The 22360-nt window shown below is 23.9% G+C and carries 32 protein-coding genes and 1 pseudogene; 19 read left to right on the top strand and 14 right to left on the bottom strand.

Annotation, left to right across the window (positions count from 1 at the left end; translation table 4 throughout):
• Positions 1–63: 63 nt before the first annotated feature.
• From ACZ91P_RS12995 to ACZ91P_RS12950, 10 genes are all read left to right on the top strand, one after another.
• Positions 64–267, top strand: a complete 204-nt coding sequence (locus ACZ91P_RS12995; protein ID WP_465156779.1) for a hypothetical protein — start codon at positions 64–66, stop codon at positions 265–267.
• Positions 268–312: 45 nt separating this feature from the next.
• Positions 313–798, top strand: a complete 486-nt coding sequence (locus ACZ91P_RS12990; RefSeq protein ID WP_465156777.1) for a hypothetical protein — start codon at positions 313–315, stop codon at positions 796–798.
• Between the two features lie 17 nt (positions 799–815).
• On the top strand, positions 816–1328 hold the full coding sequence (locus ACZ91P_RS12985; protein WP_465156775.1) for a hypothetical protein: 513 nt from the start codon (positions 816–818) through the stop codon (positions 1326–1328).
• A gap of 90 nt (positions 1329–1418) precedes the next feature.
• Positions 1419–1616 carry a hypothetical protein gene (locus ACZ91P_RS12980; protein ID WP_465156773.1) on the top strand — a complete coding sequence of 66 codons (198 nt, stop codon included), beginning with the start codon at positions 1419–1421 and terminating at the stop codon, positions 1614–1616.
• A gap of 148 nt (positions 1617–1764) precedes the next feature.
• A complete protein-coding gene (locus tag ACZ91P_RS12975; protein ID WP_465156771.1) occupies positions 1765–2049 on the top strand; it encodes a hypothetical protein in 285 nt (94 codons plus the stop codon).
• Positions 2050–2303: 254 nt separating this feature from the next.
• Positions 2304–2786, top strand: coding sequence for a hypothetical protein (locus tag ACZ91P_RS12970; RefSeq protein ID WP_465156769.1), 483 nt, complete (start codon positions 2304–2306; stop codon positions 2784–2786).
• Between the two features lie 87 nt (positions 2787–2873).
• The gene (locus ACZ91P_RS12965; RefSeq protein WP_126821249.1) at positions 2874–3143 is read left to right on the top strand and encodes a hypothetical protein; all 270 of its coding nucleotides are present in this window, start codon (positions 2874–2876) and stop codon (positions 3141–3143) included.
• 13 nt (positions 3144–3156) lie between these two features.
• Positions 3157–4404 (top strand): hypothetical protein, encoded by a 1248-nt coding sequence (locus tag ACZ91P_RS12960; protein WP_465156767.1) that lies wholly within the window; start codon positions 3157–3159, stop codon positions 4402–4404.
• 26 nt (positions 4405–4430) lie between these two features.
• On the top strand, positions 4431–4598 hold the full coding sequence (locus tag ACZ91P_RS12955) for a hypothetical protein (RefSeq protein WP_465156765.1): 168 nt from the start codon (positions 4431–4433) through the stop codon (positions 4596–4598).
• Positions 4591–6570: a hypothetical protein gene (locus ACZ91P_RS12950; protein ID WP_465156763.1), complete on the top strand. Its 1980-nt coding sequence runs from the start codon at positions 4591–4593 to the stop codon at positions 6568–6570. The genes ACZ91P_RS12955 and ACZ91P_RS12950 overlap by 8 nt, the downstream gene beginning before the upstream one ends.
• Here ACZ91P_RS12950 and ACZ91P_RS12945 read toward each other — a convergent pair.
• The 3 genes from ACZ91P_RS12945 to ACZ91P_RS12935 form a co-directional block, all read right to left on the bottom strand.
• Entirely contained in the window at positions 6559–6840 is a 282-nt protein-coding gene (locus ACZ91P_RS12945) for a hypothetical protein (protein WP_465156761.1), read from the bottom strand. The genes ACZ91P_RS12950 and ACZ91P_RS12945 overlap by 12 nt on opposite strands.
• A gap of 148 nt (positions 6841–6988) precedes the next feature.
• Positions 6989–7507 (bottom strand): DDE-type integrase/transposase/recombinase, encoded by a 519-nt coding sequence (locus ACZ91P_RS12940; protein ID WP_465156757.1) that lies wholly within the window; start codon positions 7505–7507, stop codon positions 6989–6991.
• Positions 7508–7647: 140 nt separating this feature from the next.
• Positions 7648–8073: a hypothetical protein gene (locus ACZ91P_RS12935; protein WP_465156755.1), complete on the bottom strand. Its 426-nt coding sequence runs from the start codon at positions 8071–8073 to the stop codon at positions 7648–7650.
• 201 nt (positions 8074–8274) lie between these two features.
• Between ACZ91P_RS12935 and ACZ91P_RS12930 the strand changes: the two genes are divergently transcribed.
• The 4 genes from ACZ91P_RS12930 to ACZ91P_RS12915 all read left to right on the top strand — a co-directional run bounded on the left by ACZ91P_RS12930 (position 8275) and on the right by ACZ91P_RS12915 (position 10994).
• Positions 8275–9198 carry a ribosome-inactivating family protein gene (locus tag ACZ91P_RS12930; RefSeq protein ID WP_465156753.1) on the top strand — a complete coding sequence of 308 codons (924 nt, stop codon included), beginning with the start codon at positions 8275–8277 and terminating at the stop codon, positions 9196–9198.
• A gap of 261 nt (positions 9199–9459) precedes the next feature.
• On the top strand, positions 9460–9984 hold the full coding sequence (locus tag ACZ91P_RS12925) for a hypothetical protein (RefSeq protein ID WP_465156751.1): 525 nt from the start codon (positions 9460–9462) through the stop codon (positions 9982–9984).
• Between the two features lie 354 nt (positions 9985–10338).
• Positions 10339–10554: a hypothetical protein gene (locus tag ACZ91P_RS12920; RefSeq protein ID WP_465156749.1), complete on the top strand. Its 216-nt coding sequence runs from the start codon at positions 10339–10341 to the stop codon at positions 10552–10554.
• Positions 10555–10574: 20 nt separating this feature from the next.
• Positions 10575–10994: a spiroplasma phage ORF1-like family protein gene (locus ACZ91P_RS12915; protein WP_465156747.1), complete on the top strand. Its 420-nt coding sequence runs from the start codon at positions 10575–10577 to the stop codon at positions 10992–10994.
• A 46-nt stretch (positions 10995–11040) separates the two neighbouring features.
• Here ACZ91P_RS12915 and ACZ91P_RS12910 read toward each other — a convergent pair whose 3' ends face one another.
• The 11 genes from ACZ91P_RS12910 to ACZ91P_RS12860 all read right to left on the bottom strand — a co-directional run bounded on the left by ACZ91P_RS12910 (position 11041) and on the right by ACZ91P_RS12860 (position 17572).
• The gene (locus tag ACZ91P_RS12910; RefSeq protein ID WP_465156745.1) at positions 11041–13260 is read right to left on the bottom strand and encodes a spiroplasma phage ORF1-like family protein; all 2220 of its coding nucleotides are present in this window, start codon (positions 13258–13260) and stop codon (positions 11041–11043) included.
• On the bottom strand, positions 13253–13561 hold the full coding sequence (locus tag ACZ91P_RS12905) for a hypothetical protein (protein ID WP_465156743.1): 309 nt from the start codon (positions 13559–13561) through the stop codon (positions 13253–13255). Before ACZ91P_RS12905 ends, ACZ91P_RS12910 begins: the two co-directional genes overlap by 8 nt.
• Before the next feature lie 11 nt (positions 13562–13572).
• On the bottom strand, positions 13573–13800 hold the full coding sequence (locus tag ACZ91P_RS12900) for a hypothetical protein (RefSeq protein WP_465159004.1): 228 nt from the start codon (positions 13798–13800) through the stop codon (positions 13573–13575).
• Positions 13801–13827: 27 nt separating this feature from the next.
• Positions 13828–14262, bottom strand: a complete 435-nt coding sequence (locus ACZ91P_RS12895; protein WP_465156741.1) for a hypothetical protein — start codon at positions 14260–14262, stop codon at positions 13828–13830.
• On the bottom strand, positions 14255–15268 hold the full coding sequence (locus tag ACZ91P_RS12890; protein WP_465156739.1) for a hypothetical protein: 1014 nt from the start codon (positions 15266–15268) through the stop codon (positions 14255–14257). Before ACZ91P_RS12890 ends, ACZ91P_RS12895 begins: the two co-directional genes overlap by 8 nt.
• The gene (locus ACZ91P_RS12885) at positions 15268–15471 is read right to left on the bottom strand and encodes a DUF2649 family protein (protein ID WP_465159003.1); all 204 of its coding nucleotides are present in this window, start codon (positions 15469–15471) and stop codon (positions 15268–15270) included. Before ACZ91P_RS12885 ends, ACZ91P_RS12890 begins: the two co-directional genes overlap by 1 nt.
• Before the next feature lie 152 nt (positions 15472–15623).
• A complete protein-coding gene (locus tag ACZ91P_RS12880) occupies positions 15624–16061 on the bottom strand; it encodes a DUF3627 domain-containing protein (protein ID WP_465156737.1) in 438 nt (145 codons plus the stop codon).
• Between the two features lie 255 nt (positions 16062–16316).
• Positions 16317–16544 carry a hypothetical protein gene (locus ACZ91P_RS12875; RefSeq protein ID WP_004028563.1) on the bottom strand — a complete coding sequence of 76 codons (228 nt, stop codon included), beginning with the start codon at positions 16542–16544 and terminating at the stop codon, positions 16317–16319.
• Positions 16544–16693, bottom strand: a complete 150-nt coding sequence (locus tag ACZ91P_RS12870; protein WP_465156735.1) for a hypothetical protein — start codon at positions 16691–16693, stop codon at positions 16544–16546. Before ACZ91P_RS12870 ends, ACZ91P_RS12875 begins: the two co-directional genes overlap by 1 nt.
• A gap of 388 nt (positions 16694–17081) precedes the next feature.
• On the bottom strand, positions 17082–17333 hold the full coding sequence (locus ACZ91P_RS12865; RefSeq protein ID WP_465156733.1) for a hypothetical protein: 252 nt from the start codon (positions 17331–17333) through the stop codon (positions 17082–17084).
• A 38-nt stretch (positions 17334–17371) separates the two neighbouring features.
• A complete protein-coding gene (locus ACZ91P_RS12860; RefSeq protein WP_465156731.1) occupies positions 17372–17572 on the bottom strand; it encodes a hypothetical protein in 201 nt (66 codons plus the stop codon).
• Positions 17573–18029: 457 nt separating this feature from the next.
• Here ACZ91P_RS12860 and ACZ91P_RS12855 point away from each other — a divergent pair.
• From ACZ91P_RS12855 to ACZ91P_RS12835, 5 genes and pseudogenes are all read left to right on the top strand, one after another.
• Positions 18030–19008 (top strand): annotated as a pseudogene (locus ACZ91P_RS12855) (IS30 family transposase).
• 228 nt (positions 19009–19236) lie between these two features.
• On the top strand, positions 19237–20784 hold the full coding sequence (locus ACZ91P_RS12850) for a sodium-dependent transporter (protein ID WP_465156729.1): 1548 nt from the start codon (positions 19237–19239) through the stop codon (positions 20782–20784).
• Complete coding sequence (locus ACZ91P_RS12845; protein ID WP_465156727.1) at positions 20778–20999, top strand: hypothetical protein; 222 nt, start codon at positions 20778–20780, stop codon at positions 20997–20999. The genes ACZ91P_RS12850 and ACZ91P_RS12845 overlap by 7 nt, the downstream gene beginning before the upstream one ends.
• A 295-nt stretch (positions 21000–21294) precedes the next feature.
• Positions 21295–21534, top strand: a complete 240-nt coding sequence (locus ACZ91P_RS12840; protein WP_465156725.1) for a hypothetical protein — start codon at positions 21295–21297, stop codon at positions 21532–21534.
• A 519-nt stretch (positions 21535–22053) separates the two neighbouring features.
• Positions 22054–22338, top strand: a complete 285-nt coding sequence (locus tag ACZ91P_RS12835) for a hypothetical protein (RefSeq protein WP_338989655.1) — start codon at positions 22054–22056, stop codon at positions 22336–22338.
• Positions 22339–22360: the final 22 nt, after the last annotated feature.

Genomic DNA, 22360 nt, shown 5'->3' with positions numbered 1-22360 from the left:
AGATATGCCAATTGGAACATCTAAAACAGCCCTTATTTATGCTGTTAAAAAAATCCAACTAGATTGTCAATCCAACAACAAGAAAAAAATTTTTGTTTACAGTTATTAGAATTTTTAGGAATTCAAGTTTTAGCACTTGGTTTATTAGTTTTAACTGGTGGTATTGCTTCGACTGTTGGTCTTGGTGCGGGATTATCTAATTTTGCCGCAGCATTTATCTCATTTGGAGTAAAAACAGCAACCGATTTTGCCGTAAATCAAATATAGGATAAATTAACATCAGAAGTAACAGTAAAAAGTACTGCCTTAAATTTGCTACCAGCAATTGGTGGTATTGGAAAATTAACGCGTGCTGCTCGAACAACTAAAATTTTAAAATTAGCGAAAGAAACTAAACTACTTGAAAAATTAGGTATAATAACTGCTAATAATTTAGAAGATGTTGTAAGACAAGTTAGAGGTAAAAAGATTTTATCTGATAAATTAATATTTTATTTTACAAAGCAGGCTAATAATGAAACTTTATTATATACAATTGGAAAATTAGCCCGAAATGATTTTTATAAGGGTTTTAAAGTTTCTAAATTAGAAACAATTAATAATTTATTAAAAATTGAAAAAAATATTCAAAAAATAAGTCCTACATTAGTTCAAAAAATACCACGCATAAATGAAATAAATGCTAATAAATGATTGTCTGAATATGAATTAAATATTGATAAAATAAGCAAAATTAATACTAATGAGTGATATAACAAAATGACTAATCTTCATAAAAAGGTGTTGGTAAAAACCTAATATTAAATACTAATTTAATGCGGGGCAGTAAAATATATAATAATAAATTATTAAATATTTTTCATCAAACACAAATTAAATTAAATAAAATTTTAAATCATTTAAACCCAAATTTTTATATTCAAAAAGTAACTAAAAAATTATTAGCACCAATTGAAAAACAAATAATTACTATTAAACAAAAAGTAATTAGTAAAATTACTGATAAAACTAAAAAAATATTATCTAAATTTGAAACTAAGGCTATTAAAAAAGGTCAATTATTACCTTTTGCTTATGGTTCTGATGTTTTTTTAGCAGTTAAAATTGTTCCATTATCAGTTGCGGGTGAAGTTGCTTTAACAATATATTATAAAAATCCTAAATATGCCCCTATTGTCGTTATGACAACTTTAATCAAAGCAGAACAGTTTGTTTTGGCTCCTGAACCGTTTAAATTCTATATGAACAGTGAGTGGTTTATTGGTTGGGGATTTAAAAAAACAAGTTTGTTTAATTTAGTTTCTTTTGCCCCACTTCTTTATCAGTAAGTAGTAAAAGATAGTTTTAAAATATATCGGACAATTGCTAAGATATTAAAAATGCAAGAATAATTTAAAAATAACTTTAATAAAGATAAATTGTTAAATACGCTAGAAGATAGTGCGGTTACTAGTTTGTTAGGTAATGGACTAGTATTTCAAGCATATAAACAACTCAGAACAAAACAAGATTTAAACAAAACAATTAAAACAAAAACATTACTAAATAGTAAAAAATTTATATTAAAGAAAATATATTCTAAAAAAGTAAATGATAAGGAGATGATTAAATGTTAAATGAATTATGATAAAATATTACTTTGGAAAATTATAATAATTTTATTCCAATGACAGGTAAAATTACACAAGTTCCAGTTCGTTATAATAAGTTTTTAAAGGTGATGTAGAATTATGATTTAAAACATTTGCTTTAAGAGCCCAAAATATGATTAATTCTTACTTAAACTATCCATTTTCAAAACTAAAGTTTGAAACATTTAAAGATCCATTATTAAAGAAAATTTGTATTAATATGGTGTTTATTACGATTGAGCATTGAACATTTAACCGCATTCCAATTGAATTTTTTACTTCGGCAAATATGAGTGTTGGTGATATTAATTATTCATCGCAAAATGACCCTATGATTACTTGACAAGGTCTATTGCCTACCTATGCAAAATCATTGGCTAATTTAACAACTTTAAAGAAAATGTTTCGTACTTTTTAAGAAGAAGGTATTGATTTAACAATGATTGATTTAGAATCATATTATACTCAATTAGAAGTTGATGTTTTAATAGAAAAAGAAAAAACTAAGATTGACAATAAAACTATTGTTTAAAATAACAATAATGAAATAAATCTTCCCTTTGATAATGATACTATTTATGAAAAAATGGTGTCTGAAAAGCAAAACAAAGTGGCGGTAGTGATATTAAAATTGATAATAAAACAATTATTAAAAATACTGCTGATGAATTAATGATTTTAGATTTAAAACAAAATAAAATAACTTTATTACCTAATAGTAGTGGTCGTGTTAATGCTGATTTTAATGCTGAAAATGGGGAATTAAGAATTTGAGACCCTAGTTTTGAAGGTGGTAAAAATACTGCTGATTATATGATTATTGATAGTACAGTTGCGGAAATTGAAAGTACTGATGATACATTTGGTACTACTAAATATTTAGATAAATTTTATTTACAGAAAAAAGATTTACCTAAAATATCAAATGATTGAAAAGTTGTTGATACTAGTGATTTTGTTCAAGATTCTAAAGGATATAAAATTAAAAATTTTAATAAGTCAGAATATTATTATCGTTTATGGTGTTATACAACGCTTGAGATAGAACTATATATAATTACGTATATAAACTTTAAAGGTCAATTAGCAAGTGGAATATCATATGGAAATAATCCAAGTCGTTGAATTACCATTCAATTATTTTCCAACGGTTAGTTTAAATTATCATCAATATCAAATAGTGTTGAAATTAAAGGATTGTATATTGAAAGAAAAAAAGTAAGTTAGGAAGGAGATGGTATTATGCCAAAAGTAACTATTAAAGATATGATTATGTTTTTGAAAATCTTTGGAGTTTCATCATTGTTTTTTATTGCCGGAATTATTATTTGTTTTATCGGAGAAAAAACATTGGGTATTTCTTGACCAGCATATGTTATTGTTTCAGCAATGCTTATTGGAGCAGGAATTATAGTTTTAATTATTGAAACTATTAGATTTATTAAAACTCATAACAAACAACAAAAACAAGATAGTATTGAAGATGTTATTAAAAAAGAAGATACGAAATAAAGAGGTGATATAAATGGGATTGTTATTAGCAAAAAAGAAATTAAAAAAAGAATATGATATTGATAGTTATTATCTTAATTTAGCATCAACGATTACTAATCGTAAAAATGTTACTGTTCAAAAACAAAAGGAGATTTTAGAAAAAAGAATTTGTGAAGATAATGCTAATTTTTTAAATCCACAAGATTTAGAAATTAGCATTTATAATCCAATTAATAATAAACAGATAGATACTAAATTAATTAATAACTTTTTAAAAATGCAAGACTTTACTAATAAGAATTGATATAACGAATATAAAATTAATAAGAATGGTAAAGGTGCATATTTTATTTTTGCTAATAATTTAAAACTTAATTTTATTACTATTGATTTTTATAATAACCAATATGACGAATTAGGTAATTTAGTATCTTGTACTTTTGATTATGACCCTTATATTAAAAATGACCAGAGTGTTTTTATTACTGAAAAATTAGAAATTGATTATGTAACTAAACAAGTAAAAGTTATTAGAAAGTTAAAAACACGATTATACAGCACTATTACCGACTTATATATTGATGATGCTAAATGAAATAACTATACAACTTTACAAAGAGAAGAAATATTGCCACTTAATTTTATACCAATTGAAATTATTCCTAATAACCCTAATTTTGAGCCTTTTGCTCGTTATGGTAAACAATTTGCTAGTATTTTAGATATTATTGCTGAAAAGATAATGTTAGATCCATTATTAAATAGTGGTAAATTTACCATTAATACTAATGGTGTTACTGGTGTGGTTGACCAAGAAATTAGTAAAATGTTGGCTTCATTTATTGAAAATGACTTGTTATTAGTTGAAGGAGACTCTGATAGTAATTTTCAACCAGTAGACTATATTGCTGGTAATTTTAAAGGTGAACAATTAACTAAAATATATGATTGATTATTAACTAATTACTATAAAATAAATCGTCATCATGTTCCCGCAATCACCAAGGGAGCCCAACAAACACAAGCAGAAGTTGCTGGTGTAAATATTCAAACAAACGCATCATACGAACAAATTATATATATTAGAGAAATTAAATTAACTGAATTCATTATTAAATTAATTAAATATGATAATGCTATTTTAAACAGTAGAACATTTAATATTAAAAATATTGATGATTTAATTATTGATGTTCGCTTACCAGTAAATGCTACTTTAAACAGACAATTAAATAACAATGAAACTATTATAAATATGACTAATGAAGAAGGAGAATAAGAATAATCTTAAAACCATCTGAAAAAATGTTAGCACAATTAGCAGAAAATAATGAACCAATTGACTATTCAATTAATAGTATTCCATTAGATTTTGCTAGTCAATGGCAGTACAGTGACCCTGATTTAGAACAATTATTTACTGAAGACCGTGCTAGAACCTTATATATTTATAAAATTAATAATCTTGTTTAAGACAAAGCAAAAACCAATCTTAAACTACTCTCAAAATAGCGTTAAAATAGGTTTTGTTGACAAAGATGAATATATTAAAATAACTGGTTATGAAATTAGTGATTTTAATTTTAAATTACAAATTCAACAAAATACCACAGTCCAAGATAATAGCACAAGTTATGTAATGATTGAAGAAAAAGATATTTTAATTAATGATATTTCAAAAAAAGACAAAGAATTTTTAGAATCCTATGACTTAAAAATAGTATCTATTAATGAACCCCAATTACCGAAGACAATAAAAATGAATGTTATATTATCGAAGAATATAAAAGACCTTATTCACCTGATGGTGTTGATATTATATTGATTTACCGAAAGTTTTTTACCGTGGTTTATTGCAAAAATATATATTCAACCAGATGATATTTTAAGTTTAATAAAAAATAATGGTTTAGAAAAAGTTTTATTAAATTATTTAACTTATCGCTATAATTATGATCGAAAATTTCAAGGTGCAAAATATGAAGAAAAAGGAAATCCCACTAATAAAGCGGCTGAATTACGTCAAAAATTTGAAGGACAAAAACCAGAAGATGTTATTGATGGTTTATTTGAAAATTGAAAATTAGACAATCCAAGTGAATTACATAAAAGATATATAAAAAGAATTAAACAAGTTATATACATGTTATCAAATTATACATATAGTAAATATGCAATTAATAAAGGCTATAATGATGATGTTAAATTATTTGCCCCTTATTATTTTGAATTAATATCTAATCCAAGAGAGGTAGAAACTGGATATTGAGAGTTTGAACATTGCAAAGTTAAATTAAATTCATCATATTTTAATTTTACTGGTGATTCTATTCCAACAACACCAATAAATTATTGAGAAGAGGTTTATTCAAATGACAAACCATTTAATGAGAAAGATGATAAATGATATTTTGCTGTGTGGCGTGGTGAAAAAAATGCTGATTGGCGTATTATTAAGTTTAAAAATAATGAAATGACTATTAAAATTGATAATTCTAATAATCGGCAATTACAGAAAACTGATTTAGGTATGGGAAGAGATTTATATATTACAAATGATTCAGGGTTTGTTAAATATGTGACACATTGAACAGATGATAATGGTTCTTACTTTAAATCAGTTTATTGTTGAAATAATGATAGCGAACCAAATACACGGTTTATTTTACCTAAAACAGGACAAATTACAGATTGAAATTTAAAAAATCAAAATAATATTAATAAAAATGATGAAATTAAAGTAACTGTTAAAAACAAAGATATTTCAGAAAACTATATTTATCAATTAGAAGCAAATTACTTTAATTGATTATTTATAACAAGTGAATTAGAAACAAATAATATACCTTCTCTTATTCCTGCTGAAATTAAACTATCTGATGGTCAATATGGCAAATATTTAACTAATTTAATTGTTTCTAATGACAAAATAAAAGATTATTTAAACTATTTTTCTCAATGAAATAAATTACTTTATTCTAAATCAAATTGAGTGAGTATAACTAAAAATTTAGTTGAGGACAGTATTAAAATAACATTTTTAAAACACGAAAAACTATTTAATTTAAATCAAATCGAAATATCTGGCATATGATGTTATGGGAATTATGATATAAATATTTTTATTGAAAAAATAAATGAAAAAATTACTGAAGGAAAAGATATTAACTTAGAATTAATCAAAAATTGTCCTATCGGAACTAAAGTCAGTGGAAAAGACAGAAATACATATTTACAATTAATCGAAGATAATGAATGATATTTGTATAAAAATGGCATTGAAGATGAAAACTCATATTCAAATATCGCAGTTGTTAATTTTTTAAAACAATCAAATAGTTTAATATTTTCCTATCCATCCACAAAAGAACAAATTAATATTAATAATTTACAATTATTTAATAAAAATAATGAAAAATTATCATTAATTACATTAGAAATATAAAAAGTTATTTTCAACATATATATTTGGTTCGCTATCATTATTTCAACGATAAACTGATTTAAAGTAAGAACCATTATCATCTGTTCAATGTGTCACATATTTAACAAACCCTGAATCATTTGTAATATATAAATCTCTTCCCATACCTAAATCAGTTTTCTGTAATTGCCGATTATTAGAATTATCAATTTTAATAGTCATTTCATTATTTTTAAACTTAATAATACGCCAATCAGCACTTTCATCAACACCCTGTAGTATACCACACACATTTTGGAGATTGCAAGAAAACAAGAAAAAATAATAAAATATATAATTTAAAATATAAAAACATCATTAAAAATGATACATATTTAAATAAAAATTCTAAAATTGACACACTAAAAAATAGTTTAAATAAAACTTTATAAATTTAAAATTATTTAGTTAAATTATTTAAAAATTCAAATGGTGTCTGAAAATTCAAAGATTTATGCACTCTTTCAAAATTATAAAAGTAATAATAATCATTTAGTTTATTTTGTAAACCAGCTGCATCCAATATTTTTTTATCAAATACAAATAACTTAGTATAATTTTGATGAAATCTTTCAATTTTACCGTTTGACTGCGGAGAACGAACGGGTGTTGTTTGATGTAAAATATTTTTATCTGTTAAAAATTGAGTAAAATTATTTTCTTTAACAGTACTTTTTTGATTATTCCGATGACTATTAATAAATTCAGAACCGTTATCAGTTCTAATTCGTGTTATTTTAATACCAAATATTTTTTTAAAATCACGGATTGCTCTTTTAACAGCATCAATAGCATTCTCAGTGCATAATTTATCATAAATATAACCGAATACTCCTCTGATTCTTTCATCAATAAAATCATAAACATAATACTTTTTATCAACTGGAAATTTACTTGGCATAAAATATTTAGCATCCATTTGTAATAATCCTAATTCTTTAACTTCATATCTTGAGTGTTGTCTTTTAATTTCTTTAATTTTATTTTTTATTTTTAATCAACGTTTATCTTTTTTAAGTCAACGAAAAAATGTTTTTAAATTTTTTGGTGCTTCACTTTTTAATTCTTCGCCGTGAATTCCTTTTTTAAATTATAAAACAAAGATAAAACACCGCCACCGTGTTTATTACAATACTCAAAATATAAATCACATATATTTTTTCGAGTATCTTCACCATATTGATAATTAATATTATTAGGAACTGTTGATTTTAATAATAAATCTTCAAAATTATTATTTGCATATGCAAGTAAAATTTTATTTGCTCAATAATAAAAAGTTGAAAATTTATTTTTAAAATATTTTTTAATTAAATCTTTTAATAACAACTTAGTTTCAAGAAAAAACTCCTTACATAAATTAATATATGCAAATATTTTCTTTTTTATTCTTTTATAATATTTATTTTGACAATTTTTACTTAAAAAATCTTGCAATTTTGCTTGTAAATCACTTAAATTAGAATCATTAATAATATATTTCATTAATTCACCTCATTTTTTTTAAAAAATAATATAGTATAGTTATATCATTTAAAATAATTTTTATAAAACTTCAAACTTTTTTAAACAATCATAATCATAAGTAAGTATCGTTTCTAAAATATATTTAAAAATGCTTATATATATATAATGTCAATAGATCTTGATAAAAAGTTTCAAGATAAAAAAGGGAAAATACAAATAATGAAAAAACTTTTAAATTTATTAAGTATATTAACAATTAATGGAACTGTAATACAAACAACAATTGCTACAAGTACAGCTACAAGTACATATGAAAAGCAAGAAAATAATTTAGAAAATTTAATCAGAAATAAAAGAGAAAACAATAATTTATTTAATGTTAATTTAGAAGATATAAGAATTAACATAAATAATCCTAATTCTTTTAAAAATTGACATAATAAAGTTTTTCGTGCTTTAATACAAGCTGACATACTACGTGTTATATTTAATATAGAGAATGATCAGCCTAGTACAAGTACTGTTATAAATGATAATAGTGAGATTGTTGTCTTAAATAGATTTAAAGTTGAAGATAATACTACACCCAAAATGGGAGATAGATTTAAAGGTTCAGTAAGAGGTAAACCAACATATAAGTTTGTAGGCACACCCTACAACGGTTTTACTGTTCCTGTTATTATTGAGGAAAATTCACAATCTCAAAGAATTGATTTAGTTTTTAGAACTAGGGATCTTTATTTGGAGGGGTTTACTGTAAAAAATAAATATTATTATTTTTCAGAAGCTGATATAAGACATATAGATTCTATAGATAATATTAATATTAGTAGTTCCACTCCTTTGAAATTTAAAGCTGATTATAGAGATCTTTTCGTTGATGGAAACGGAAATGGAATTAATTTAAATATTAATTGAAGCACAATTGTTAATTCCTTTAAAACATTATCTAACTACCAAGGAGAAATTAATAGAGATATTAGAAATTCTTTAGGGATAATTGCTGTAGTTGTTGCAGAGAATTGACGATTTAGAAAAATAAATAATGAAATTAACAATAAAGTTATTGAAAATAAACAATCTATTGTTTTTGGGAAAGGTGAGCAAACAGAAGAAAATCTTTATAAAATTGCAATGGACTAAAATCAACAAGGTAGCAGTATTTTGAGATTAGCTTGAGAACGTTGAAATTATGGTATTCAAAGCCACCCGTACAGTAATTATTTTGACGAAAATCATCAGCCAATAGGAGTTATTAATAGAAATATATAGAAACACATGAAGAAATTGATTTTATGAACAAGTACTATCTTATACACCAATAAATGTATTTTCAGATGAAATTTATAATTCCCATACTTTAAGAATTTTATTTTTAATAGCTGTTAATTATATAACTACCTCATGCCATCATGGATCAAACCCAAAAGAGATATAAATGATAATTTAAATCAAAAATTTTGTGATTTAGAATCAGATATTGCAAAAATTAAGGGAGATATAATTTCAGTCCAAATTTTAGATAAAAATACTAAGGCTGTAGATAGAGAGGTTAGAGATGCTTATATCAGAACCACTGAGGACTTGTATTTAATCCGTAATAAAAATGGGAATGTTTTAAAATTAGAAAAATTAATGGATTGTGATTATAGATTAATGAGTAGTATTACATTTCCATTACAAAATTATTGTTCAAATGAAAATATTAGAAGTATAAGAGAATCAAGTGGGGTCACACAAAGTGGTAAAGTATATTTGGTTGGTTATAATCTTTTAGATAGAGATGCTTATTTGCTACCAAGTATTCCAGACAATGTTACTTCAATGGCTTTATTACATAAGGATAGTGCTGGTGAATTAAAAACAAACGCAGCTTATTTTGGAACAACAAATGGTGTTTATTATAGAAAAGGCAATGGTAGTGATTAAGTAAAAAAAGTATCTGGCCTAAATGAACCAATTCAATCAATCACTGTTGATAATGATGGTTCTGCCTGAGTTCTTACCGAAATTTTTAAAAATAAAAAACTAAGAGATAGTGGTTTTAATGATAATGGTAGTTTAACTTGTTTACCAATTAGTGATGAAAATCCATATTATGATTCTAAAAATGATTTTTTTAAAATAATTTGAAATTATGGTCATAATGGACTCGTAGTTAAATTATCATTAAATACTTCTCGCGTTATTGAAAAAATTTTCTTTGAAAGAAGTACGTCTGATTTTAAATCATATTTATTTAAATTAATTTCAAAATTACCAATAAGATTTTCAGCCGAAAATATGGAGACGGGGTATATAAATTATATTGTAGATATTATTTACTCAGGATTTTTTGAATTTCATAACGAGGTGATTAACCTAGTTAAAAGTGGTAATCCTGACAATAAATCAATTTTTGTTGTAACACGAAATACTTATGGTTGATCAAATTTAAGTTCTGATGAAAGACAAAAAGCCATTTACGCAGATACAACAGACTCTTATCATTTTGGTTAATATTTTATAGAATTAAAAATATGAAAAAAATATTAAGTCTTTTAGGAACAATCATTTTAACTGGAACAAGCACAACATCATTAATTAGTTGTGAAAAACCAAATAATAGTGAAAACGGGGAGGGCAATAAACCAGAACCATCATATAATCCACAACAACCACCAAAAAATAGTAATTGAAAATTAGTTAATGATTATAATTTATTTGTTTTTAATAAAGAAAATAAATTTTATTTTTTTGTTTTTCAACCTTTCAATGGTAAACAATGAAAAATATTAAAATTTAAACATGATAGAGATTTTGCTAAAGAAATAGATGGTATTCCTTTTATTCCTAGTGATATAAAAGTTTATGCTGAAGCAAGTAAATTAAAAGGTCTTTATTGTTGAGATGGTAATGGTGAACCACAAATACCAGCAATTAATAAAACCATTGGTTAAATTACAGATTGAAAAGGTTAAAAAGGAACTATTTTTAAGTTCCTTTTTAAATTAATCGCACAAATTTCATAAATATAATTAATAAAAATAAATTAGTTATTGCACTATACAATGCAGGACTAAATTTTCATACTTCAAATGTTTGACTAAAAAAACTATAAATTGTTTGAAAAATCTTACCAACACCACTCGCTAGTTCGTTTACTTGTTTAATACCAGGGATATTATTAACTATTCAAATTGCCACATTTCTGATATGACACGCTAAATTATATCAACTACAACTTTCATATTGTGCTTGTCATCATTGACTATCAGGAAATAATCCACCGTTATTAATTTCTTGTCAGTTATAAATACCAAAATTAAAATCATAATAATAATACATATCATTATCTTTTTGTGCTTGTAATTCAAAAACATTATAACCGATTTTTTGTTCTTCCATTTTCTTATATTTTAAACCATACTTGTTTTTTAAAGTTCCTTCAAAAACATAATCCTCATTTTGATTAATATTATAATCATTTGCAACAGAAAAATCATAATTAAATACATCTCCATAATTAGTGTTATAAAATCGATTTTTATAAGCAGAATACATCTTAAAATCTAATGATTTATATTTATCAGAAAAATAAAAGTAACGAGGATAAATTTTAAAACCATTATTTGCTAATAAACCATATTTTTTATTATATCCTTGTGTATAAGTATTATTTTCTAAATCAAAAATTGTTCGTAAATAATCTTTATAAAAGTTTTGTGAAACTGTAAACATACTATTTAATAATTTTTCAAATCGATTTTTATTAATATTATTTTCATCAATTAAAACATCTCTAAAATTAACTAATTTTAAACCAAAAAAATTAATTAAAACAGTATCATATTGTAAATTATCAATATAACCACTTTCAATAAAATTACTACGATTTTGAAACACAGGTACCAAAGCATATGCAAAAAAGGCTTTTAAAAATTTATTAATATCAATTTGACCTTTCATCTGTTCAAAAACTTCTTTACCAGTATTAGGAGTATTACCCTGATAATAATTATATGTTTCAGCACTAAAATTAAATGTATTTTCTTTATCTTTCATAAAAGAAAATAAAAAACCTAAATCATCAGTATATCGATAACTATTATAATCATATCCATTCCAATATTGTTTAAGATGTATTAATTCTAAACTACCAGCAATAATATTATTATCTTTATCAATTGTTAAAACCATCCGATAAATTGATTTTTTAGTTAAAATAGTATCAATACTAGACTTGTCCAAATTATTAATAATTTCAAAATCAAAGATTATTCGTTGTGTTCCAACAATGGGAATCTCATAATCAGGATTACCGCCTTGCTGTACTCTAATATTTTCTTGAATAATAACATCTAAGTAATTATTTAAAAAATCTTTAATCTTATTTTGACTATTAATATTTCAATCTGTAATTTCACCAATGGTTTTATTAATTGCTGGTATTTGTGGTTCACCATTATCATCTCAACGATAAAGACCTTTTAATTTACTTGCTTCAGCATAAACTTTTATATCACTAGGAATAAAAGGAATACCATCTATTTCTTTAGCAAAATCTGTATCATGTTTAAATTTTAATATTTTTCATTGTTTACCATTAAAAGGTTGAAAAACAAAAAAATAAAATTTATTTTCTTTATTAAAAACAAATGAATTATAATTAGTAATTAATTTTCAATTATCTTCTATTAAATTAACTGATTGTAAATCATTTATATTTGTTTTTAATTTATTTAACATTTGCGTTAAATTATATTTAGTTGTAAAAGAACAAATAAAATTTGTTAATTCTCTTAAAAATTGTTTTTTATCAACATCATAAAATTTATTAATGTTATATTGTTTAACATAAGTATCTCAATTTTTATATAAATCCATAAACTTATCACTAGTTTTATTGTAAGAAACACCAGTTGAATAACTATCCTTTAAAAAATCTAAATATCATTTATCGTTATAAATTAATGATTTTGATGTTTTTAAAGTAGGATTAATAAAATAATTGGTATCACTTCAATTTTCGAAAAAAATACTGCGTAAAAACATTGTATTAATAAAATCAGTTTCATTTATACCAGTTTTTACACTTCGCTTTGTTCTTGCTTTTTCTTCTGTTTGTTGTGATTGATGGTTTTGTTGTAATGTCATCGCCCCTAATGAGAAAAAAGAAATCAATAAAATTGGTATAAACGAAAATAATACTAAAAACTTACGCATTATTTTTTACCAATTTATTTTTACAATTTTCTTTTATTAATTTAATAATTTCATTAAATAAATAACCATAAAAATAATGAATTATTAAGATATATCACAATATATCAAATCATAAACCATAAATTATATAAAAATTTATACCAGCATATTTTTCTTTTAATTCTTCAATCGTTGAAACTGTATCTAAAATACATACAAGCGTTAACAAAAAACTTATAATAAGATACAAAATCAAATCAACCCAAGAAATAAACAAACCATTTTGTTTCTTTTCTTTTTTATTTTCTACATTACTTTTCATAAATTCAACTCCTAACTATATAATGTTTTTGAAATAATAAAACCAATAATATATAAACTTGATATTGTTAACATTAACGGATGACTAAATAAAATGGCCATTTTACCAAAAATAGATAATAATCAAGTATCAGAATTATATAAATCCATAATAATATTTTTTACTGATGTTAATTGATTTATAATAATTGTTATAAAACCTGTACCGAATATAGCGATTGCCACTACCAATAAAACTAACTTAATTATATAAAATCAACTCCTTACTTATTTTTTTATTCTTTTAGTGCTATGAATTCTTTTAAATCCTTGTTCTCTTGTTTTTGCTTGTCTTGCTAAACTTGATAACTGTTGTTTATTGCGACTAACTTTAAATTGTTTTCATTCTTTAATATGTTTTTGTAAACCTTGTTTAGTACTAGAAACACTCCGAACAGTAGCACCGTATAGTTTAGAACTATTAATAACACCATTTTTAACTGTTGAACCTAAATCGTTATAATTAGTTGATGTTCCATGAATAGCATAAATTGATAACTTAATAACCATAAAAAAGATTAAAAAATAAGCAATCGTTATATTTGTCATTGGCAATTTAGTATTTCAAATTACATCAAAAACAAATAAAAAAGTATCAAAAATAAAACTAAAAATCTTATTTCAATTATCGTTATTAACGCTTTCACTTAATAAATTACTCATTTTTTATCTTTCCTTTCCCTTTTTTTGCTTTTAAATTTTCTTTCAAAATATCAATATTAAACAATTCTAAGCGTTGTTTATTATTTAATTTTGATATATCTTTTCAAAAATATTCTTTTTTATTAACAACTTCATCATTTTTTAAATCACGGACAAAACTTAATCAATGACTATCGTATTTATTTGCAAATTCAAGCGGAATAATTATTTTAAAAAATCGAATTCCTAATCCAACATCCGACTTATGTTTTGCTCTTTTACCTTCTGCTATTCGTTCTACTGATTTTGTTTTTCAAATTTCATAATCTGTAATATCTTGAAAAATACCAATTCGCATAACAAAACTACGATTAAAAATATTACCTAATTTAGATTTAACGGGTTTTTTCAATGAAATCGGAATAATAATACCACTTGCTAAATGACGAATATTATTTCACATCATTCCCTCACGCTGTACGGTAAAAATCGCTCTATTTTTAAAATGTCTTGCTAAAACAATCCACACACTTTTACCACCATGAACTTTTTTAACTTCGTGGGGACTAGTTCTATCAATATATAAAAAACTTTCATCAAACAAAATTAAACTATCGTCAGGCGGTACTAATTTAGTTCTATCAGTAAAATCTAAATTATTAAAAGTTAAAAGTTTTATTGCATCATCTTCAATTGGATAATTACTATAAATTTTCTTTGTTAAAAGTTTCATAACTTGTGATAAAAAAGTTAAAAGTAATGTTTTACCAGTTCCTAATTTACCAATAATTACTGATAACGGATTATCTCAAATAAAGTAAACTAAACGAAAAACATTTAACTGATAAAAAACATTTTTTCAAATTCACCAAACAAAATAAACACACTGCAAAGCAAATAAAAGTCAAAATACTAAACCAGTATAATTTAATGAAATTATTCAAAGTAATAAATCAATTAAACTAAACAAAACCATTGAACTATTAATAAAACAAAAATTTATTAGAAAAAATACAAACTTTTTCATTACTTAAAATACCCAACTATTTTAAAAATCATTCACAATAAGAACCAAGTTAAAAACAAAATTACAATTCAAACACCAATCATTAAAGTTAAATATTCATTTTGTGTTAAATTTCAAGTTGTAATAGTTTCAACATTAGATTTATTTATAAATAAAAATATATGAATAAAAAACTCTTTTAATTTTTCTCAATCATTTTCCAGTTTTAAAAACTTCACATTTTTTGAATAAGTTTGAAAAAAATTCCAAAAAATAAAACTATAAATAATACAAACGATATGACATATAAAAATTCAGGGGCATTTGAAACAATAATATAACTAACAAATTGAACTCAATAATTATATAAACTCATTTAATTTAAACTTTCTAAGTCATTAATTAATTGTTGTACTTTTTCATCACTTCAATTTGTTAAATTATTATTGTTATTTGTTTTTACTTTTTTAGGTTCATTTTGAAATAATGCTTTATGCATACGCGTAAAATAGTTTTGTTTATATTGATTATACAAATCAATTATTTCTGTTCCAGTTAAATATTTTCAATCGTGTTGTTTTAAATTTTCATCATATTTTACAATACGATAAGAATTATCATAAATCAAACCAATTGCTACTTGTTCTGAGTATTTTTCACTCGGATAAATAAATTTATTACTCAATCAAAAACCAATATGACGATTATGATTAGGTAAATTTATAAAACTTGCTTTATCTATTTCAAAAGCAATAAGTTTCTTAGAAATAAAATAATTTGCTATATTCTGATTTTTCTTATAAAAATTATTCAATTTTATCAACTCCTAACTAATTATTTGTTTAATAAACAATGTTATATTTAATGTTTATATATTGCTTATTTTTGATAAAAACACTGATTATTAACAATGTTATACATAATATATAAAATAATAAAAATTGGCACACTGAAAAATACTATTAAGTTTTAAAGTAATAGTTATATAAAATAAATTAATAAAAAATAAATAAACTAGTGTACCTTAGTTTTTGTTAAAATACTTTGAATATTAGAGTAATATACTCTATTAAAATCCTTTAACCATATGACGGAAAAAGTTTAATATCTTAATAATAATAAATAATCCAAATGGAATTAAAATAATTCACGCATCACCTAAAAAGGTCATTAATTGCGGTAAAATACCATATACAGCATCTTTTACTTTACCCATTGCATTACCTAAACCAGTTCAAATGGAATTCATTCCATCACCAAAACCGATTTTTGTAACTGTTTCAGTTAATAAATTCATTATTTTCTATCCTCCTTTTTTTCAAATTCTTTTTTTTCTTTTTTCTTATCTTGAATTTGTCTAACTTTTTGATAAATTGATAAACCAATTCACGCAAAAATACCTAACAAAATCAAAATACTAAATATTCATGTTAATCATACTGGCATGATATAACTCCTTTCATAAATTAAAAAATTGAAATTTGCAAACTCGCTCTGCTCGTTGTCGCTTCGCTCCACTTAAAAACATTATTGAATAAATTATCCGCTAATAAATTACGCGGAATAATTTATTCTTTTACTTTTTAATTTCAATATCTTTTACAATCTTATTAACAGTATTAATAGCAATATCTTTACCATACTTTTTCACTAATGACCGCAAAATTAAATATTGCTTTGTTTGCATAATTTTAACTCCTTATTTAAAATATTAATAAAATTTATTTTGTAAAAATGTAAATACCACAAAAATACAAAATGTATGTGGTTTCTACACTTTCATCAACACGCCACACAACAAAATTTCATTTATTATCAATTTGATTAAATGGTTTTAAGTATCTTCAAGTATATTTTCTTTATTTGGTTTGATTCCAACAATTAATGCAGCATGATAAGAGCTATCACATCCTTCATCATCATATTCGTCGTCATCAAATAAAACACCAAACATACCAAACATAATAGGAGATTGTCTAGAAAGAGATTCCCATATTAAATGTCTTATCCACATTCTTTTTTCTATATTATTTAATCTATTTCAAAATAATCGAGTTAAATCAATTTTCTTTAAATTAAATCCCAAATTTTCCTGAATTATCGGGTTTGTGTTTAATATTTCAATTACCTTTGATAATAAAGCGCCATCATTTGCATTGTTTGGAAAAAACTTGCAATTTCTTCTTGTTCCATTTCTTTAAGATCTTTATTATTAATAATATTATTACTAAATATATTTTTTAAAATTGCAATAACACATCATCAATCATGTATTTGAAATTGCATTGGTTTTTTCATGCTAGTTTTTCTTAAATCAATTAACACATCTTCTAATTTTGAAAAGGACTAGCTGCAATTTTTGTTGGTACAGCAGTTCCACTAATTGTTAATACACTTAATAAACTAAGTAATTTTTTCATTTTTTATAATTTCCTATTTTTTATCTTGAAACTTTTTTCAAGATCTATTGACATTATATATATAAGCACTTTTAAATATATTTTAGAAAGGAAATTATACAAATGATTATTATTGTGATTATATTGTACTAAATCTGGGCTCGCGGAATTTTCATAAGTTTGTGAAAAATGCCTTAAAGTTTAAAAAAACTTTTGCCGCGCTTTTCAAAATACTTGGGAAAAATTCTAAGCGTTAAGCGAAGAATTTTATAAAGGTTCCCAAATTTGTTTGAAAGAACCTCAAAATCTTTTTAACTTGTAAGTTATTTTATCACAAAAATTTAAATAATTAGCTTTGTATATAAAAGAAAGGATTTTTTAAAATGGATAAAACAAAGCATCATTTTACTTTTAAAGAAAGAGTAATGTTAAAAGATTTATTAGAACTTAATTCTTTAAAAAGAAAAAATGGTAAATCCAATATATCTAAAATAGCAAAAATATTGCATAAAAATCGCAATACAATTAGACAAGAAATAAAAAGGTTAAAAGATAATGAATATGACGCTAAATTAGCACAGGAAGATTATTTACAAAAGCGACAAAAATGTTTTAAAAAATCATCATTATTGCTAAATATTTTAGAATGACTAGATGAAAAATATAAAAAATTTCATGATTCACCAGAACAAATCTGTAAAAAATATGAAAAAGAGTTTGGTATTAAATTTCCGGTATGTTTTAAAACTTTATATAAATATATTCATTTGGGATTTTTAAATTTCAAGAAAGATAATTTGTATTTTCATGGTAGAAAATATAAAACAAAAAATAGAATTGATAACCGTGGAAAAATAAGAAATTTTAGAACTATTGAAGAAGCAAAACATGATAAAAATGAATTTGGTTGATTTCAAATGGATACTATGGTTGGCAAAAATAATAGTGTTTGTTTAGTTTTAATCGAAGAATTAACCCAATTTAAAATTATTGAACCATTAAAAGAAAAAAACAACAAAAGAAGTTACAAACGCATTAAAACGAATTTTTTCTAACAGATTTTTTAAAGATAGATGCAAAGGAATAATAACAGATCAAGGCAAAGAATTTGCTGATTGAGAAAAAATTTAAAAAATAACAAATGCTAAAGTATATTTTTGTGATGCTGGAACTCCAACTCAAAAACCCAAAGTTGAAAGAGCAATTCGTGATTTTAGACATTGATTTTCCAAAGGAATTGATTTAAGTATTTATTCAAGAAATTATTATCAAGAAGTTGCTAATATAATAAACTCTAAACTTAAAAAATCTTTACATTGACTATCTTCAAAAGAAGTTTTTATACAAATGTTTAATTTTTAATATAATTACCTATAAAAATTTTAATCATTTTATTTTTCAGTGTGCCAAAATTCATAAATTTAAAACAAAAATACTAAATTTTTTTAAAATAAATTATATTGAACATTTATTTTATTGGTGTTATAATAAAATTAAGTAGGGTGCTACACTTCATAGTACAATTTACAAATAGAAATGGTAAAAATACAACAATATTGCATTTTTTATTTAAAAATAAAGGAGGAAAAAATGAGTAGTAAAAAACAAATGACAAAATTTGGATTTATTGTTTCATCATTAGGTGCAGCAATTGGATTAGGGGTAATTTGAGGATTACCTGGTTATATTAATAAATATGGTGGATTTTATTTTTTCTTAATATATATTTTTGCATTATTAATTGTGGGAGTTCCATTATTAATTTTTGAATTTAACTTAGGAAATCTTCGACGTAAAAGTGTAATTAACATTTTTGATAAAGAAAGTGTTCGCTTTAGTCGCTTTATGGGTTGGTTTCAATCAACTTTAATGATTATTATTCCGATTTATTATGCTGTTTTGGTTGGTTATACTATTATTTCGATTGGAATTGAATTTAGTCCTACCTTGATTAGTAATGTTGATGGAAATATTTTTAACCATCAGATTTTACAGCGTGGTGGTTTTAGCGTAACTAACAATGGTGGTTTTCAATGAATTGTATTTTTAGCTTTTTTATTTGTTGTTTTGTTAGTTGGTCTTGTCTTATTATTTGGAATTAAGGGAATTGAAAAAGTTAATAAGTTTTTTATGCCCTTATTATTTTTAATTATTTTAATTTTAGCAATTTATATTTTAACAGTCCCAGGGAGCCATAAAGGATTAGCAACGTTGTTTTTAACAAATAATTTAGAGAAATTAAAGCAAAGTCAAACATGATCTAGTGTTTTTTCCTTAGCTTTTTTTACAACATCATTAGGAATGGGAATGATGATGCGCTTTGCTGGTGTAGGTCCACATAATCAAGATAATGCTTCAAAAGCTTACTTATTAGTAATTGGAATTTTATTTTTATCCATTACTAACTTAATCTTTATTTTTGGTGCATCAGGGGCTATTGTTAATAATTTGGTTACTGATAAAAATGATATTTTATTATTTCAACAACAAATTGCTACTAAGTTTGGTAATGATTCAATGGTTTTTGTTTTTAATGTTTTGCCAGAAACTTTCCATATTATTAATCAAAATACTGTTGTGGGAGTTGGAAATTTCTTAGGAGTTTTATTCTTTTTAGCTTTATTTATTGCCGGATTAAGTACAACGGTTGGTAATGTTGAAGTTATTGTGGATGCTATTGAAACACAATATGAAATTAGTAATCAAAAAGTAATTTGTGGGATTTGTTTTACAATTATTGTTGTTGGTTTATCACTAGTTTTTGAGAGCACATATCAGGTAATTAATTCCTTTCAATTATTAGCAGCAGGATTAGATTTAATTTTAGTATCTTTAGCACAAGTTATTTTCTTTGTTTGATATGCAAAAAAACTACATATTGTAATTAATTACAATAACCAAGTATCATGAATTAAATTAAATAAGTTATATAAAATTATGATGTATTATTTAATTCCACTTATATTAGTTGTTATTGTTGGTTTTTCAGTTTATAATTTTATTATTAGTTGTACAAAAAATGCTTGATATATCTCAGTATTAGCTTTTGTGTTAGGTATTTTTGTACCAGTCCTAGTTGCAAGTCTGAATAGTTATTATGGCATAAAACGAGAAAAAGGAGGACAGAAACCATGTTAGTTACCATCGTCATTGTTGTTTTATTAGTTTTAGCAATTTTATTAGCAGTTGCTTTTGGCTTTTTTATCTATAAAGATTGACAACGTAGCCAGCATACATTAGAAGTTGATCAGAAATTAGCATTAGAACATGAGTTAGAAGAAGATTTAGAACCAAGTTTAGATCATAAAACTAATGAAAGAAAGTGGTCGCATGGAAAAAAAGAAGGGTTTTAACAAATACATAGAAATTGAATAAAAATAATAAACCATTTACTAAAATGGTTTTTTTATTTGTAAAACCAAAATTATTAATTGATTCAGAGAAAGGACAGCATCTTAAATTCTTAAAATAGAAACTTTTTATTACAACTTTTTGATACCCTCTTTAAGTTGTTTACACATTTATTAAATATCTTAGAAATCTTTATAAAGTGTACCTGTTTTTTCTCCAATTTTAAGGTGTTGTCTTTTCTTTGTTTCAGTTAATTAATTTGCTAATAAAAAAACTTAATAAAGGAAGGAGTAGGTAATGAAAATTAATAAGCAACAAACAATATGTGATGTTGATAATTGCTATAAAGCAATATCATTCATTACCGAAGAATTTTTATCAAATAAAGTTTTATGAACTTGTGAAAAACATAAAGATTTATTGAATAAAGTAAAATATAAAACACAAAAGCGGTTTTATAAACGCTTAGAAAATTCAAAAATTATCTTTGATTATGAAACTGGTTTATTAAAACTTAAATTTTATAAAACAACTTAATGCAGAGCGGAACGGTTATTTTAAATAACTAAGTGTTTTTATTCCACAGCCGGACGAGGCAAGTACTGAAATAGTGTATGAGGAAAAATGTAAATCGGCGCTGGTTCATTAGAACTAAGCGATAGTCGTGATAAGTCCAAGGTTAATATCAAACGACAATAAAAATAGAGATAGTGACTTTACAATTAAATTTGCGAAAAGTGTGGTTGGTTGGAGTTTTATAGCATTTGGTCTTTTAAAATGCGAGTGAATTTTTAATTTAAAAACTGAACGTCAAATCACAGAGCAAAAGCACAAATGGGCACGGATAAAGGAAGACATATATATGTCTGGCGTCAATATTAAAAAAACAACTGTGGATTATTAAACATTCAAACAATTAACATATCGCCACCGCTCACCCCCAGTGAGGCGGATGGCGTAGTAAGTAAATAGATAAATACTTATATAACTAATTCTCGCTTGGAACTTTCACTTGGGAGTGAGTGCCAGCGAGTTAAAACTAGGAGGAAAAAATAAATGACAGAATATAAAAGTAAATATATTAATAAAACTTGAAATGAAATAACAACATCATTTTATTGAGTTAATTGTCAACCTATTAATTGTCGTATTTCACATCATAAAAAACATTATGATTTGCAATGTTTAGAATGAGCCAAAATGTACTTAAATTTATTTAAAGATAAATGAGATGTTATTGCTTCTTATATGCAATATTACAAAATTAACGATATTTTAGATTTAGCTTCTGATGGTTGAAAAATATTGCAATTTGAGAAAAAAATCAAAGGAATAATTTAGGAGGTATATATCAAAAAGTTAA

The organism is Spiroplasma endosymbiont of Halictus nicosiae (assembly GCF_978018445.1).
Note: the sequence above shows the minus strand (reverse complement) of the source record. Positions and strands in the feature narration are given on the sequence as shown.